8 protein-coding genes are annotated in these 16,622 nt (G+C 34.9%); 2 read left to right on the forward strand and 6 right to left on the reverse strand.

What is annotated here, in order from left to right; all coding sequences use genetic code 11:
* Window positions 1–39: 39 nt before the first annotated feature.
* Complete coding sequence (gene secDF / locus ACI5KZ_RS00920; RefSeq protein WP_109307652.1) at window positions 40–3,027, forward strand: protein translocase subunit SecDF; 2,988 nt, start codon at window positions 40–42, stop codon at window positions 3,025–3,027.
* Between the two features lie 97 nt (window positions 3,028–3,124).
* Here secDF and ACI5KZ_RS00925 read toward each other — a convergent pair whose 3' ends face one another.
* The 5 genes from ACI5KZ_RS00925 to folE form a co-directional block, all read right to left on the reverse strand.
* On the reverse strand, window positions 3,125–3,622 hold the full coding sequence (locus ACI5KZ_RS00925; protein ID WP_109307653.1) for a DUF192 domain-containing protein: 498 nt from the start codon (window positions 3,620–3,622) through the stop codon (window positions 3,125–3,127).
* Between the two features lie 139 nt (window positions 3,623–3,761).
* Window positions 3,762–4,691 carry a prolipoprotein diacylglyceryl transferase gene (gene lgt, locus ACI5KZ_RS00930; protein WP_406846614.1) on the reverse strand — a complete coding sequence of 310 codons (930 nt, stop codon included), beginning with the start codon at window positions 4,689–4,691 and terminating at the stop codon, window positions 3,762–3,764.
* A 317-nt stretch (window positions 4,692–5,008) separates the two neighbouring features.
* Window positions 5,009–5,245 carry a membrane protein insertion efficiency factor YidD gene (gene yidD, locus ACI5KZ_RS00935; protein ID WP_109307655.1) on the reverse strand — a complete coding sequence of 79 codons (237 nt, stop codon included), beginning with the start codon at window positions 5,243–5,245 and terminating at the stop codon, window positions 5,009–5,011.
* 2 nt (window positions 5,246–5,247) lie between these two features.
* On the reverse strand, window positions 5,248–6,735 hold the full coding sequence (gene cysS / locus ACI5KZ_RS00940; protein WP_406846615.1) for a cysteine--tRNA ligase: 1,488 nt from the start codon (window positions 6,733–6,735) through the stop codon (window positions 5,248–5,250).
* 203 nt (window positions 6,736–6,938) lie between these two features.
* Window positions 6,939–7,616, reverse strand: a complete 678-nt coding sequence (folE, locus tag ACI5KZ_RS00945; protein ID WP_406846616.1) for a GTP cyclohydrolase I FolE — start codon at window positions 7,614–7,616, stop codon at window positions 6,939–6,941.
* 207 nt (window positions 7,617–7,823) lie between these two features.
* Here folE and ACI5KZ_RS00950 point away from each other — a divergent pair, with 207 nt between their 5' ends.
* Window positions 7,824–14,933 (forward strand): T9SS type B sorting domain-containing protein, encoded by a 7,110-nt coding sequence (locus tag ACI5KZ_RS00950; protein WP_406846617.1) that lies wholly within the window; start codon window positions 7,824–7,826, stop codon window positions 14,931–14,933.
* 150 nt (window positions 14,934–15,083) lie between these two features.
* On the opposite strand, the gene ACI5KZ_RS00955 is transcribed toward ACI5KZ_RS00950, so the two are convergent.
* Complete coding sequence (locus ACI5KZ_RS00955) at window positions 15,084–16,619, reverse strand: OmpP1/FadL family transporter (RefSeq protein ID WP_406846618.1); 1,536 nt, start codon at window positions 16,617–16,619, stop codon at window positions 15,084–15,086.
* Window positions 16,620–16,622: the final 3 nt, after the last annotated feature.

Consider the following 16,622-nt stretch of genomic DNA (forward strand, 5'->3'; position numbering starts at 1 on the left):
TTAAAAATATCAACAAAGAACTAATTAATTTAATAAATAATGCAGAATAAAGGATTAGTAAAACTATTTGCAATTTTATTTGGTCTGGTAAGTATTTACCAATTGTCTTTTACATTTAAAGCAAACAGTATAGACGATGATGCCATTGTATATTCAAAAGGTGATGCCGTAAAAGAACGTCAATATCTAGATTCACTTTCTAACGAAAAAGTTTATAATATAGGTATAGCAGATTACACGTATAACGAAGTAAAGGAAAATGCCATGAATCTTGGCCTTGACCTTAAAGGTGGTGTTAGTGTTATCTTACAAGTATCTGTAAAAGATATCTTAAAAGGATTGTCTAATTATAGTAAAGACCCTGTTTTTAACAAGGCTTTAGATGATGCTTCAGAGCTTCAAAATAACAGTCAGAACACGTATTTAGAAGATTTCTTTGTAGCGTTCGATAAAATTAAAGGAGATACAAAATTAGCATCTCCAGATATTTTTGCAAACAGAACCTTAAGCGAAGAAATAACTTTCGATATGTCTGATAGTGAAGTAAAACCTATCATCGAAAGAAAAATTGACGAATCGATTGTGTCTGCATTCGAAGTATTACGTAAACGTATTGATGAGTTTGGTGTTACCTCTCCAAGCATCCAGCGTTTAGGAAACTCTGGACGTATTTTAGTAGAACTACCAGGAGTTAAAGATAAAGAAAGAGCACTTAAATTACTTCAAAGTACAGCCCAACTAGAATTTTGGGATTGTTATAAAGGAGAGCAATTTATGGGCTTCTTAAACCAAGCTAACGAATTACTTAAAGAAATTGAAGCTGCTCAAGACGACACTACAACAGAAGATGTTGTAGAAGAATCTCAAGATTCTGAAGACGATAAAATTGCCGATTTATTAGGAGACGATCCAGATTCTTTAGCTGTAGAAAACAACCCATTAGGGAAATTAATTAGAGGTTTTGGGTATCAAGGTGGTCCAATAGTAGCACAATTTGCTATTAAAGATAAAGACCAAGTTCTAGAGTATTTAAACATGCCTCAAGTAAGAGCTTTAATTCCTGCAGAAATGCGTGATGTAAAATTCTTATTTGGAAAACCAGAAAAAGATAGTGAAATAGTAGATTTATATGCTTTAATAGGAAATAGAGACAATCTACCACCTTTAAGTGGTGCTGTGGTTACAGATGCTCGTCAGGATTATGGACCAACAAGCAAGCCTGTAGTTTCTATGCAAATGAATGCAAAAGGAGCTAAGATCTGGGAAGAAATGACTGGAAAAGCTTATTCTCAAGGAAGCCAAATTGCTATTGTACTTGATAATGTGGTGTATTCTGCACCAGGAGTTACAACAGGAGCTATTTCTGGAGGAAACTCTCAAATTTCAGGAGACTTTAGTTTAAATGAAGCAACCGATTTAGCAAACGTATTACGTGCAGGTAAATTACCAGCTTCAGCAGATATTATTCAAGGTGAAGTTGTTGGACCGTCTTTAGGTCAAGAAGCAATCGATAGTGGTAAAATGTCTTTCATGATTGCACTTGCATTAGTGTTATTATGGATGGTTTTCTATTATGGTAAAGCGGGACTATTTGCAGATATAGCTATGGCGTTCAATATCTTGTTAATCTTTGGTGTGTTATCTGGCTTAGGAGCCGTTTTAACACTTCCAGGTATTGCTGGTATTGTATTAACCATTGGTATGTCGGTCGATGCTAACGTACTTATCTTTGAGCGTATTCGAGAGGAATTAGCGAAAGGGAAAGGACAGAAAGAGTCTATCCAGGATGGATTTGCTAATGCCTTATCATCCATTTTAGATGCTAATATTACAACAGGTTTAACGGCCTTAATCCTATTTATATTTGGAACAGGACCTATTAAAGGATTTGCAACTACTTTAATAATTGGTATTGCTACGTCTTTATTTACTGCTATTTTTATTACTAGATTAATCATCGATTGGTATGTAGCAAGAGGAGGAAGCTTAGATTTCTCAACAAGTTTAACTAAAAACTTATTTAGAAATATCAATATCGATTTCTTAAAGAAACATAAAACAGCATATATTGTCTCTGGAATTGCAATCGCTATTAGTTTAGGATCCTTATTTACAAATGGTTTAGACCAAGGTGTCGATTTCGTTGGAGGTAGAACCTACCAAGTGCGTTTTGATCAACCTGTAAGTTCTTCAGAAATTACAAGCTTATTATCTTCACCAGAAGTTTTTGGGTCTGCTGATGCGAAAACATTTGGAAATTCAAACCAATTAAAAATTACAACCAAGTTTAAAGTTGATGAAACTGGAACGGGTGTAGATGAAGAGTTAAGAAAAAGCTTATACACTGCTTTACAACCTCATTTAGATGGCATTTCTTATGAAGAGTTTATTAGCGACGATGAGCATAAAACTCATGGGTTAATGAAATACTATAAAGTTAGTCCAACGATTGCAGATGATATTAAAAAAGCATCATTCTGGGCAATTTTAGGCTCTTTAATCGTAGTATTCCTTTATATTCTATTCCGTTTTAAAAGATGGCAATTCTCTCTTGGTGCAGTAGCTGCTGTATTCCACGATGTACTTATTGTATTAGGAGTTTTCTCTTTAACATACAAGTTTATGCCATTTACAATGGAAATAGATCAAGCCTTTATTGCTGCTATCTTAACCGTAATTGGTTACTCATTAAACGATACGGTTGTCGTGTTCGATAGAATTCGTGAATTCTTTAACGAGCATACCAATTGGCATTTCGATAAAGTAATTAACGCGTCTTTAAGTAGTACTTTAAGTAGAACGTTAAATACCTCTTTAACAACATTAGTCGTGTTATTAGCGATCTTTATTTTTGGTGGAGATTCTATTAGAGGCTTTATGTTTGCTTTAATAGTAGGGGTTATTGTAGGTACGTATTCATCATTATTTATTGCAACACCAATCATGTATGATTCTGTTAAGAAAAGTGATGCTACCGACGCTTTAAAAGATAAAGTAAAAGAAGAAATAGAAGAAGCGAAAGCTTAATCGTTCTTTCAATAATATAAAAAAGCCTTTCAGTTTTATTCTGAAAGGCTTTTTTTGTTTTAGTTGTTTGTTAGAGTTTATAACCAAATACTAAAAATTAATTCCTAGAAAACTCAATCCAATCACCAGTTTCTAACTGCCATTTACTCACTAATCCAGCATTTACTTCAAGCACATATTTTGCAGGAGCATTAGATGGTAAGGAGCTTTCGTCTAATGGCTGTGCATTTTCTTGAAAACTGACAATTGTTTTGTTAGCGTTTAAATAAATAAGATCAAGAGCAAACTGCGTATTTTTCATATAAAAAGAACGAGGTCTTTCATCTTCAAAAACAAACAACATGCCTTGATTTTCTTTCATGGAAGTTCTGTACATTAATCCTGTTTGTGTTTTATATTCGTTATCTGCTATTTCAATATCTATTTTTGAAATTATGGAATCTGTTACAGATTTATAGAGCGTTAATTCACCTTCTTTTGTAAAAGAAACTTCAACTTTTTTAATAATTTTCTTTTCGTTTTTACAAGAAGAAAAAACGCAAAGAGAAACAGAGATATATAGAATGTAAACTAAAGAGATTGGTTTTAATTTCATAACAAATGTTTGGTCTAATGCAGTGGAGACCTATTTTAATATAAGTTGCTTAAGTAAGATCCACCCAACTGCACTCGAGTGGACACCTGAAGTTTTAAACGCTCACACGATTCTTAAATTTTAAAGAGACTGAAGCTAGCTATACCGTTTTATTTTTCTGTTTGAAACCAAACATAAAATAGAGCCCAATAATAATAAAAGGAATACTTAGCATTTGCCCTGTATTTAATCCCATTAATGTAATGTATTCTTCACCTTGAGGTTCTTTTACAAACTCAACAAATAAACGAATTGTCCATAATAACACTAAAAATAAACCAAATAAGAATCCTGATTGATTGCCTTTATTGGTTTTAGAATAGAAATACCATAAAATTAAAAACACAAAAACATAACAGAATGCTTCGTATAATTGTGCAGGATGTCTAAAAGGTACAGCTTGTAATAACTCTTGAAATTGCGGATTTGTAGCAATGGCATCATAGGCAGCTTTAGGTGTTTTCATACCTGTTAATTGCATGGCCTCTCCTTGGCTATATTGATCTTGAATAAAACGAACACCAAAAGCAGAATCGGTTACTTTTCCGATGATTTCTGAATTAATAAAATTTCCAATTCTTATAAAAACAGCTCCCGATGCAACAGGAATAACAACCCTGTCTAGTATCCACATTAAGGATTTGTATTTGTATTTTCTTCTATAAAGATACATGCCTATAATAATCCCAATAGCAGCACCATGACTTGCTAAACCTTGAAATCCTGTAAATTCAAATTCTGGATGAAAACGGAAGGGCAAAAAGATGCTAAAAAAGTCTTGAGAAATTAATTCAGATTGGTAAAATAGCACATGTCCCAAACGAGCACCAAGCATGGTTGCAAAAACGGTGTAAATAAAAAGTGGGTCTAAATAGTCTAGTTTTACTTTTTCTTTAATAAAAATCCGTTTCATAATATACCAACCTAATAGGAAGGCAATTATCCACATCATACTATAAAAATGAAGTTTGAAATTTCCAATAATATCTATTCCAGAAACAGGATTCCAATCGAACTTAAGTAAAAACATAGGGTTTATTTTATGTTTGTAAATATAGACAAATGAAAATGGATTAAAAAGGAAAGGTTTATAAGGAAATGTTATTTTTTTTTCTAATTTTTCTGGAACAGGATCGTAACCACTTCGTCCCCATGGCGATGGAGCGTAGAAGAAAATGTACAGTGTACATTTTTAGCGAACATGCGAGTTGGCACTATGGTAATTTTTAGTTGTCATCCTTTTCTGGAACAGGATCGTAACCACTTCGTCCCCATGGCGATGGAGCGTAGAAGAAAATGTACAGTGTACATTTTTAGCGAACATGCGAGTTGGCGCGATGGCAATTTTTAGTTGTCATCCTTTTCTGGAACAGGATCGTAACCACTTCGTCCCCATGGATGACAACTAAAAATCCTTTTTAGAGCTAATTTTCCACCCTTAAAAAAACCATGCTTTTCCAAAGCTTCTTTAGCGTAATGGGAACAAGTTGGTTGAAACCTGCAAGTGGCTGGTGTAAAAGGGGAAATAACTGTTTGATAAACTTTTATAAGGAATAAAAAAGGGGCAACTAGTATTTTTTTCATGATTAATTAGTCGAGAACGTTGTCCCATCCTTCCCATCTTTCAATTGAATGCCAAGTGTATCGAGTTCGTTTCTAATTTGATCCGACAAGGCAAAATCTTTATTAGCTCTAGCTTCTTGACGTAATTTTATTAATAATTCAACTGTTCCTGAAAGCTTATTGGTGTTACCACTAGAATCAGTTGAAGTCAAATCTTCAAGACCCATAATATCAAATACAAAGTTGTGTATGGTTTCTTTTAAAAGCTCTAAATCTTCTTTAGTTATGGACGCTTTGTTATCGTTAACTTGATTGATATATTTAGCTGCTTCAAATAAATGCGCAATTAAGATAGGTGTATTAAAATCGTCGTTCATGGCATCATAACATGTTTGCATCCATTCAGAAACATTCATTGTCGATGTCGTAGAAGTTGATAAACCATCTAAAAGATGCATGGCATCCATCAATCTGTTAAATCCTTTTTCGCTAGCTAGCAAGCCATCATTTGTAAAATCTAATACAGATCTGTAATGTGCTTGTAGCATAAAAAATCTGGCAACAGAAGGAGAAAATCCTTTGGTGATATGTGGATTATCACCCGAGAAAATTTCACTTGGTAAAATGAAATTCCCAGTAGATTTTGCCATTTTCTTACCATTCATAATCAGCATGTTGGCATGCATCCAGTAATTTACTGGCGTTTGACCTTTGGCTGCTTGGTTTTGTGCAATTTCACATTCGTGATGTGGGAATTTTAAATCCATACCACCACCATGAATATCAAAATGCTCCCCTAGATATTTGGTGCTCATAGCTGTACATTCTAAGTGCCATCCAGGAAATCCATCGCTCCAAGGAGAAGGCCAACGCATGATGTGCTGTGGTTCGGCTTTTTTCCAAAGCGCAAAATCTTGAGGATTTTTCTTATCGCTTTGTCCATCAAGTTCGCGTGTGTTATGGATTAAATCTTCTACTTTACGCTTGCTTAGAATACCGTAATTATTGGTTTCATTATATTTTAATACATCAAAATAAACAGAACCATTAACTTCGTAAGCAAAGCCATTGTTAATAATGGTTTTAATGAGTTCTATCTGTTCAATAATATGGCCTGTTGCTGTAGGTTCTATGCTAGGAGGTAGGAAATTAAAAGCATTTAATATGTTATGGAAATCAACAGTATATCTCTGAACCACTTCCATAGGTTCAATTTCTTCCAGACGTGCTTTTTTTGCAATTCGGTCTTCGCCAACATCAGCATCGTTTTCTAAATGACCAGCATCTGTAATATTTCTAACATAACGTACTTTAAAACCTAAATGTAATAAGTAACGATAAATAACATCAAAAGACATGAAGGTTCTAACATTTCCTAAGTGCACATTACTATAAACAGTAGGACCACATACGTACATGCCAACATAGCCTTCGTGAATGGATTTAAAAACGTCTTTTTCACCTGAAAGTGAATTGTATATTTTTATTTCTTGTTGTTTGTATAAATGCATGTTGTTTTTTGTGTGTTGTTAAATCGTTAAGCTTTAAAGGTGTTTGTTGTTGAGTTAAATATTCAAAAACTAAATTACAAAAAGTTGTTAAATCAAAATTCGGTTATTTTTTTAAAAGAATAAAAAAAATCATTTAAGCTGTTAGCTCACCAAAGTCAATTAAAAAGTCATCGACTTAACAACAAGCGACTAAACGAGAAACATTAAAAAGAAGTGTCCAATTTAATGTAATCCAAAAATTCTCTTTTGGTTTCTTTGTCTTTAAACTTTCCACCAAATTCTGATGTAATAGTGCTGCTTTCAGTGTCTCTAATCCCACGTGAGTTTACACATAAATGTTTGGCATCTATCACACAAGCTACATCTTGGGTGTTTAATACCTCTTGTAATTCTTTAACAATTTGAATGGTTAATCGCTCTTGCACTTGTGGACGTTTTGCAAAATAATCTACAATTCTATTCATTTTTGATAGTCCAACCACTGTGCCATTAGAAATATAAGCCACATGAGCCTTGCCCACTATAGGTAGTAAATGGTGTTCGCAAGTAGAATAAAGAGTAATGTTCTTTTCTACTAACATTTCACCGTATTTATATTTGTTATCAAAGGTAGATGCCGTAGGTTTTTTTTCAGGATCTAACCCTCCAAAAAGTTCTTTTACAAACATTTTGGCAACGCGATTTGGTGTGCCTTTTAAGCTGTCGTCTGTTAAATCAAGCCCTAAAGTTTCCATGATATGTTGAACATCGTCTTTAATAATGTCAATCTTTTCTTCGTTAGTAAGTTTAAAAGCATCTTCACGCATGGGTGTGTTTGAAGAGGTTCCTATATGGTTTTCACCTAAAGACTCAAATTCTTCTAACTTTTCGTCAAATTTCATCCGATAAATTAAATATATGTTTAATCTGCAAAGATAAGAAATTCCATATTTATAGACCTTTTATTAACATAGAATTAATTTAGCAATAAAATTAACGGCATTTTTCATAAAATTTCCTTAATTTTCAGCTTTATTTTTTAATGATTAGTAGCTAATTAATTGATAATCTTTTTGTTATCTTAATTAATTCATTTTTATATTTTCCCTATGAAAAAGATAATTACGTTATGTTGTTTTTTGTTTGTTAATATCTCTTTTGCGCAACTTATTGCAATAGATGATGTTCTGGTTGGTAGAGCCGATAATCCAAACGCATCCACCTCAAGTGGAGATCGTGTTTTTTTAAACGATTATTTTAATGGAACTGCACTTAATTTTGGAACTTATGGCAACTTTACCTTTACAGAAACGGTTCCAGATCCAACTGGATTTATAACTTTTAACCCATTAGGTTTTGTAAATATTGCAGCTAATACACCTCAAGGTATTTATTACATTACCTATGAAGTATGCGAAAATGCTGCACCAACTAATTGCGATACAGCTGTTATTGAAATTAGAGTTTTTCCAGGAACAATTAGTTCTGGTTCAGGATCTTCTGAAATGACAATTTCTGCAAGCAGTGGATCTGTTAATTGTGGTAATAATGTGTGTATTACAGACGCTTTTTGTATCGATTTAAATACAGGAACCATTCCTCCTTTAACACTAACTGCAGATTATACAGTCGTAGGAGAATCTAATAGTTATGGTGTTAGATCTATTCCTATGAATCCTCCTTTTTCGTTTGGAGATACAGCAGGAGATACAGCAATAAATACTGACGATGTTTGGAGTCCTATTTTAAACTTTGCTTTCGATTTTGAGTTTTATCAAACAGATTACTCCCAGTGTGTGTTATCTACGAATGGAGCCGTGAGCTTTAATACAGCAAAAGCCAATACTTTTCATGAATGGTCATTTAATGCAGCAAATCAAATTCCAAATAATGCAGCTGCATTTACTGGTGCAAATATTTTTGGTGCAATGCATGATATTTATCCTGGAGCAGGAGGAGTACCTGCTTCAAGTTATAATATAACATATGGGGTAAAAGGAGAAGCACCTTTTAGAGTGTTTGTGTTTAGTTTCTATAATCCACCACAATTTGGATGCACATCATTAAGAACATCACAAATGATCATGTTTTATGAAACTACCAATGTCATTGAAACCTATATATTTCAAAAGCCTGTCTGTTCTTGGAATGGAGGTAATGCAGTTATAGGAATACAAAATCCAGCAGGGACACAGGGAATTGCACCTCCAGGAAGAAATACTGGAACTTGGGATATCCCATTTACAGCTCCAGAGGCTTGGCAGTTTTACCCAAATGGCACACCTATTACAAGCTTTGAATGGTTAGACGAAACAGGAACGGTTATTGGAACCGATCCAACAAACCTAACAGTAACCCCAAGCGTAACCACCACTTATATAGCCCAAGTAACCTATACAGATGCTTTGCCTCCTTATACAGAACGTGTGGCTTATAGACCTATTACTGTTGTAGTAGCACCAACGCCAGCTGTAACTGTAACAAGTAGTGCCGATCTTTGTGATACTGGTGATGCTGTGTTTACTATTACAGGGTCTGAAAACGATGTGGTAGAATACAACATCAATGGAGGTGCTACTCAGTCTATTACTTTAGATGCTAGTGGAGTTCATGTTATTACACTTACAGGAGTTGCTACCACACAAACTATAAACTTATTATCGGCTAATAATTATAATTCTGTTTGTGGTGGTCCCATGTCTGTTTCAGAAACAGTGATTGTAAATGTAACACCAACTGTTGATGCACCAGCAGATGTGACAGCTTGTAATGATTATACCTTACCCGCATTAACAGTTGGAGACTACTATACTGCCACAGGTGGACCGGGAGGTACCGGAACCATGTTAAATGCAGGAGATGTTATTACCACTACTCAGACTATTTATGTGTATGGGGAATCGGGTACCACACCAAATTGTTTTGATGAAAATAGTTTTGTAGTCACTATTGATACTTGTACATTATCCGTATCGGCAACAGCCGATATGCCTTCTATCTGTCATGATGCTGGATTAGATGTTACTTTAACAGCAACTCCTTCACCAGCAGTAGCTGTAGGGGTTTATAGTTATAGTTGGACTGTACAAGGAAATGCAACCGTTGTTGGTACGAACCCAACCTTACTTTTATCACCACCACCAGCTGCAACCATTACCTACGAAGTAACGTTAACAGACAGTGGATTAACTCCACCAAACGATACAACAACCAATACAGTTACGGTAACGGTTAATACTACGCCTACAGTTGATAATCCTGCTGATGTGACTGAATGCGATAGTTATACATTATTACCTTTAGGAAGTGGCACGTACTACACTGGCGCTGGAGGAACCGGAACGGTCTTAAATGCAGGAGACTCTATAACCAGTACACAAACTATTTATGTGTATGAAGAAACAGGTACGACTCCTAATTGTTTTGATGAAAACAGTTTTGTAGTTACGATTAATCCTACCCCAGTTATTGATAACCCAACAGATGTCACTGCTTGTGACAGTTATGTGTTACCAGCCTTAACGGGTGGACAATATTATAACGGTCCAGGAGGTACAGGGGGGCTAATTACAGCTGGGACATCTATAAATAGTTCGCAAACTATTTATGTTTATGAAGAAACAGGAACGACACCCAATTGTTTTGCTGAAAATAGCTTTGTAGTTACTATTAATACTACGCCAGTTGTTGATAACCCAGCTGATGTTACGATATGTAATGAATATGCATTACCAGCTTTAACAAATGGGACCTATTATACAGGAGCAGGAGGAACAGGAACTGTTTTAAATGCAGGAGATTTAATTACAACTTCGCAAACCATTTATGTGTACGCTGAAACAGGAACCACACCAAATTGTTCAGATGAGAACAGTTTTGTAGTCACCATTGATGTTTGTACCATTTCTGTAACGGCAACAGCCGACATGCCTTCTATATGTCATGATGCAGGTGCTGATGTGACTTTAACAGCAAACCCATCACCTGGTGTAGCCGTAGGAACTTATAGCTATAGTTGGACAGTTCAAGGAAATGCAACTGTTGTTGGTACGAATCCAACCTTGCTTTTATCGCCACCACCTGCTGCAACCATCACTTACGAAGTGACTTTAACAGATAGTGGATTAACACCACCTAACGATTCGGCAACAAATACAGTAACCGTTGTTGTAAATACAACGCCAACGGTAGATGCACCAATGGATGTGACAGCATGTGATAGTTATATTTTACCAGCTTTAGTTAGTGGTAATTATTACACTGGAACAGGAGGAACTGGAACAGCGTTAAATGCTGGAGATGCTATCACGACTACTCAAACTATTTATATATATGGTGAAACAGGAACGACGCCTAATTGTACAGATGAAAACAGTTTTGTAGTCACCATTAATAACACACCAACCGTTGATGCGCCAGTAGATGTATCTGCATGTGATACTTATATCCTGCCTGCTTTAACAGGGGGAACATATTATACAGCAACAGGAGGTACTGGAACTGTTTTAAACCCAGGAGATGCCATCACGGCTACACAAACTATTTATGTGTATGCCGAAACAGGAACGACACCCAATTGTTTTGCTGAAAATAATTTTGTAGTCACTATTAATACAACACCAACTGTAGACGCACCAGTAGATGTCACCATGTGTGATAGTTATACTTTGCCAGCACTAACAAATGGTACTTATTATACAGGAATAGGGGGAACGGGAACGGTGTTAAATGCAGGGGATGCCATCACGTCTACACAAACTATTTATGTGTATGAAGAAACAGGAACCACACCAAATTGTTCAGATGAGAATAGTTTTGTGGTTACCATTAATGCAACTCCTGTAGCCGATGCGCCAACAGATGTAACAGCATGTGATAGTTATACCTTACCAGCCTTAACGGTAGGAGCTTATTATACAGGAGCAGGAGGAGCAGGAACGATGTTAAACGCAGGAGATGCTATAACGACCACTCAAACTATTTATGTGTATGCTGAAACTGGTACCACACCAAATTGTTCAGACGAAAACAATTTTGTTGTTACCATTAATGCGACACCTTTAGTAGATGCACCTTCAGATGTAACTGAATGTGTTACTTATACCTTACCAGTATTAACAAATGGGACTTATTATACAGGAACAGGGGGAACAGGAACGGTTTTAAATGCCGGAGATGCTATTACAAGTACACAAACTATTTATGTGTATGCTGAAACAGGCACAACTCCAAATTGTTCAGATGAAAATAGCTTTGTTGTTGCCATTAATTCATTACCAACAGTTGTTGCGCCAACACCATTAATTGTATGCGATGATAACATTCCTGATGGAATGACTGAAATGGATTTAACAATTAAAAACAATGAAATATCTGGAGGGAATACTAATTATATAATAACCTATTACAATACTTTATTAGCAGCTCAAAATGGTACGCCTCAAGTAATGCCTTCTGATATAGCTTATATTGGTACAGATGGGGAAATACTTCATGTTAGAGTGGAAGATGTAACTACGGGTTGTCATGATTTCACGACATTAACACTTGGTGTAGTAAATGCTCCAGCAGCAAATACACCACCAGATTTACATTATTGTGATCCTGATAACGATGGTTTTGGAACTTTCGATTTAGATAGTAATATTGCATTAATAACTACGGATCCTGCATTGGAAGTTACTTTTCACCAAACCTATCAAAATGCCTTGGACGATGATTTACCATTAAGCAGTCCGTATGATAATGTATACGAAGATTTTCAAACAATTTATGTACGTGTAGATTATGTTGGTGCCACTACAGACTGTCCAACAATTGTGCAGTTTGAATTAATTGTAGATGAAACTCCAGAAATTGAAATGAATCCAGAACCTATAGTGTTGTGTGATGATGATGGTGTGGCAGATGGTATGACACAATTTGATTTAACTATAAGAAACACCGAAATTTTAAATGGATTAAGTCCTTTAGATTATACGGTTACTTATTATGGAGATATAGCAGATGCTGAAGTTGGACCAACAGCACCAACTTATATTGCGGCACCTGCTACCTATACAAATACAGTAGCTCCTAATCAGATTATAGGTGTGAGAGTTGAAAATATAGCAACAACATGCTATACGGTTACAACTTTAGAGTTGATAGTAAATCCGTTGCCAGTACCAGTAACTACAACTCAAGCTTTACAATATGAAATTTGTGACGATACAGTTAATAATGATGGCTATGCTATTTTTGATTTAACGGTTCAAGACGATCTTATTACTGGAGGAAATTCAAGTTGGACTGTTAATTATTTTGAAACCATGGCAGATGTTACTGCAAATAATCCTATTCCAGATTATACGGCTTATGCAAATACATCTATTGGAGGTTTACCACACAATCCACAAACCATATTTGTAACGGTATCCTCCACAGCAAATGGGGTAGATTGTTATGCGTTATCTACATTAACTTTAGTTGTAAACTCGGTTCCAACTCCTAATCCAGTATTACAAAATTTAGAATTATGTGATGATAATAATCCTGGAGATTTAGAAGAGATTTTCGATATCACTGCTAATGAAGCTGCTATGTTAAATGCTCTTGATGAATCGGTAACTTATCATACATCCATGGCAGATGCAGAAACTGGAAATAGCCCAATTCCAAACCCAACAGCATATCCAAATACAGATCCAACACAAACGATATATGTACGTGTTACAAATACTGGCGATCCTGCAAACCCATTGGATACTGGAACCGGATGTTATACAATTGTATCTTTCGATATTATTGTAAACCCACTACCAGATACGGTTCCTGTTGATGATATTCTTGCTTGTGAATTGAATACAGATGGTTTTTATACTTTTGATTTAACGGTTAGAAATGATGATATTTTAAACGGACAACCAGAACCAGAATTTGCTGTAACGTATTATACAAGTTTAGCTGCTGCGCAATCAGGCATTGGATTTATAGCAAATCCATCTGCTTATACCAATATGATGGATCCTGCAAATCCTGGTCAGCCTCTTAATCCACAAGAAATTTTTGTAAACATCACCAATACTATTACAGGGTGTGATGTGGCAACTGTTAGTTTCTTTATTGAAGTTCAGGAAGCAGCTGAGGTGAATCCGAATTACAACACCTATGCTTTATGTGATGATAATATGGAGTTTGATAACGATACATCAAACGATACCATCGAATTCGATTTATTATCTCAAAATACCCTTTTATTAAATGGTCAAGATCCGGTTGATTTTATCGTTTCATATTATGAAAGTGAAGCTGATGCGGAAGTGCCTACAAATGCTATCGACACTTCTTCACCTTATGTAAACCAGTCTAACCCTCAAATTATTTGGGTGCGAATAGATAATAATACCAATGCAAACTCTATTTGTTATGATGTAAAACCATTAACATTAAGAGTGGATCCAATTCCGGCATTCGATTTAGATGATTTATATACCATATGTGTTAATCTTAATGGAACTGAAGTAATTGGTAACCCAATTATGGATACAGGTTTAAGTCCAGCTTTATTTACTTTTGAGTGGGTTGAAGATGGTGATCCAACAACAATTTTAAGTGTCGCATCTTCTTACATGCCAACGGTTGCAGGTAATTATACTGTAACTGTAACAGATATTAATAATGGATGTACAAGTTCAGATTCTGCAATTGTTCAATTAAGTTCGCCTCCTATCGTTACAGCAACCGTAGCTACAGAAGCTTTTGCTAGTAATCATGTTGTAGTAGTAACTGCAACAGGAGATGGTGCAGCTTTATTTGAGTTTAGCATCGATAATGGACCTTGGGTGAGTAATGAGCCAAATTCTAATACTTATACGTTCTATAATGTCCCTTTTGGAGAACATGTTGTCCAAGCAAGAGATTTAAATGGTTGTGGTATTGCTAGCGATGTTGTTCTGTTAATGGATTATCCATTGTTCTTTACACCTAACAATGATGGACATAATGATACTTGGCAGATAGTTGGTATTGAAAATCAATATGATGCTAAAATATTTATTTACGATCGTTATGGGAAACTACTGAAGCAATTAAGTCCAAATGGTCCAGGATGGGATGGCACTTATAATGGAGAATTACTGCCTTCAAGTGACTATTGGTTTACTATTGACTATAGAGAATTAGGTGAAAGTGAAGGTGCACAAAAACAATTTAAAGCACACTTTAGTTTAAAGAGATAGTTCTTTACATATTTAATTAATAAAAAAAACTCAGACTGGTTAGTCTGAGTTTTTTTATGTTTAATCGTTTCTAATTTTAATTAGATTTAATAAGGCTTAGTTAAAATTAAATGGACACCTATAGTTTATAAAATCTAACGAATTAATGGGTTATAAATTAAAACCAACTGTAAGAGTTACATTGGTAAGTCTTGAATCTATAGAAGCTGTATTTAAGAACCCTGAATTATTATACAGTCTATATTCAGAAGATTGCTTGGCTTGATCGAAAGCCATATCTAATTTAAAATTACCAAAGCTATAGCCTAAACCTACAGAATAACCTGTTAGATCACCTAAAGTGTTTCCGTTTTTATACGGACTTTCTTCAAATCTATAACCACCTCTCAAACTTAGTTGTTTTAATCTTACTTCGCCACCAACTCTATAAGTTGAAGCAGTAGTTAATTGATTGTTTATAGCATTGTTTTGTTTTGCAAAATAAGAGTCAGATGTAGGTTTAAACTTCGTGTTTCCGTAATCTTTAAGAGAGTAATCAAAACTAATTAGTCCGAATTCTCCAAAAACATAAGCTAAACTACCAGTAAATTTACCTGGAGACTGGAGGTTATATGCAGGATAAATGTTTATAATGTCTGAAATATATCCAATGTCTGGGTCTGCAATGTTAGAATCGATTCCTTGAATTAATTCTTCTTCTATACGGTACCATGTTGGAGAATTGTATGATAAACCTAGTCTTAAATCATTAGTCACCTTAGCTATGGCGCCTAATTGAAAAGAAAAACCAGATCCAATAGTAGAAAGCCAGTTTTCGAAAACAATATTTCTTGTTAAAGAATCTGGGTCATTATTAGTTTCATAAAAACTCGTAAACTTATCATAGTTTATAAAATGGGTGTTTAAATTAACTCCTAAATACAGTCTGTCTTTAAAAGCTGTCGAAAAGTTCAATGAAAATTTACCATTATAACCAGAAGAAGCATAGCTGTATTCTTGGTAAAAAGACTCTGCAGGTGCTGTATTAGAAAAGTAATTAGTTTCATCATTATTAGTGTCATTATCTAAATTTACGGGATCAATAATACCAGACCAATAACCAAGAAAAACTTGTTGAACAGGATAACCATAATTTGCACTAGAACCTATATCAGCATAAGCTTCTTCAAGATATTCGCCTGGTTGAAGTTTTAATACGCCAAAAGGAACGGCTTGATTTTCGGTAATACCAAGAAAATATCTATCTATAGAAGTTGGACTATTTCCATAGGCTAACCAATCGGTATTATAATTTTTTGCTTTATCATAAGTTGCACTAAATGCAAATTTAGACCAATCTGAATTACTGTTAGGGTTTCTAAACACAAAAGAAGCCCCTGTTTGGTTTAAGTCAATATTAGAATCTTTAGAAGTGTTAACTCCGTTAAAATACTGAACATCATTTTTAGTGTTGTTATTCGATAAGGATAATGAAATATGACTCCCATTAAAAACTGCAGAACCAGCTGGATTGATACTTATAGCACTTAAATCGCCACCCAGTGCACCAAAAGCACCACTTAAGGCTCTATATCTAGCTGTGCCCTGAACATCGTCTTGCGTGTATCTTAGAGCATCTGTAACATCTTGGGCATAAAAATTTGCCATAGACATAACACCTACGAATAGTAATATTAACTTTTTCATATT

The organism is Xanthomarina sp. GH4-25 (assembly GCF_045363175.1).
Lineage (GTDB): Bacteria > Bacteroidota > Bacteroidia > Flavobacteriales > Flavobacteriaceae > Xanthomarina.